The organism is Apilactobacillus kunkeei (assembly GCF_005930975.1).
Taxonomy (GTDB): domain Bacteria; phylum Bacillota; class Bacilli; order Lactobacillales; family Lactobacillaceae; genus Apilactobacillus; species Apilactobacillus kunkeei_E.
On sequence record NZ_VBSE01000011.1, the window covers coordinates 1 to 265 of the forward strand.

General features: G+C 38.1%; 1 protein-coding gene. It reads right to left on the reverse strand.

Annotated features, from left to right (window positions below; genetic code table 11):
• Positions 1 to 265, reverse strand: a 265-nt coding sequence (locus FD688_RS07310) for a hypothetical protein (protein WP_190242837.1), incomplete at both ends; no start/stop codon positions are given.

Below are 265 nucleotides of genomic sequence, written 5' to 3' on the forward strand. Positions count from 1 at the left end.
CCAATGATGCTAGTTGAGTGTTAAAGATATCTGCAGCAACATTGTAAGCCACAGATTTACTACTATCGTTAGCAGTTAGTGCAGTTTGGTTACCAGATAGTGCGTTATTGGAATCGCTAAATCCAGTTGTCGCATCATTTTGGGTACTACCATTGTTGAATGAACTATAACCCAACTTGTATGCATTTTGTAGACTAGTAGTGAATTGAGCAACAATTGTACTACTGTTTACATATGTTGGATCAGCCTTGTTAGCTGAAGGTGT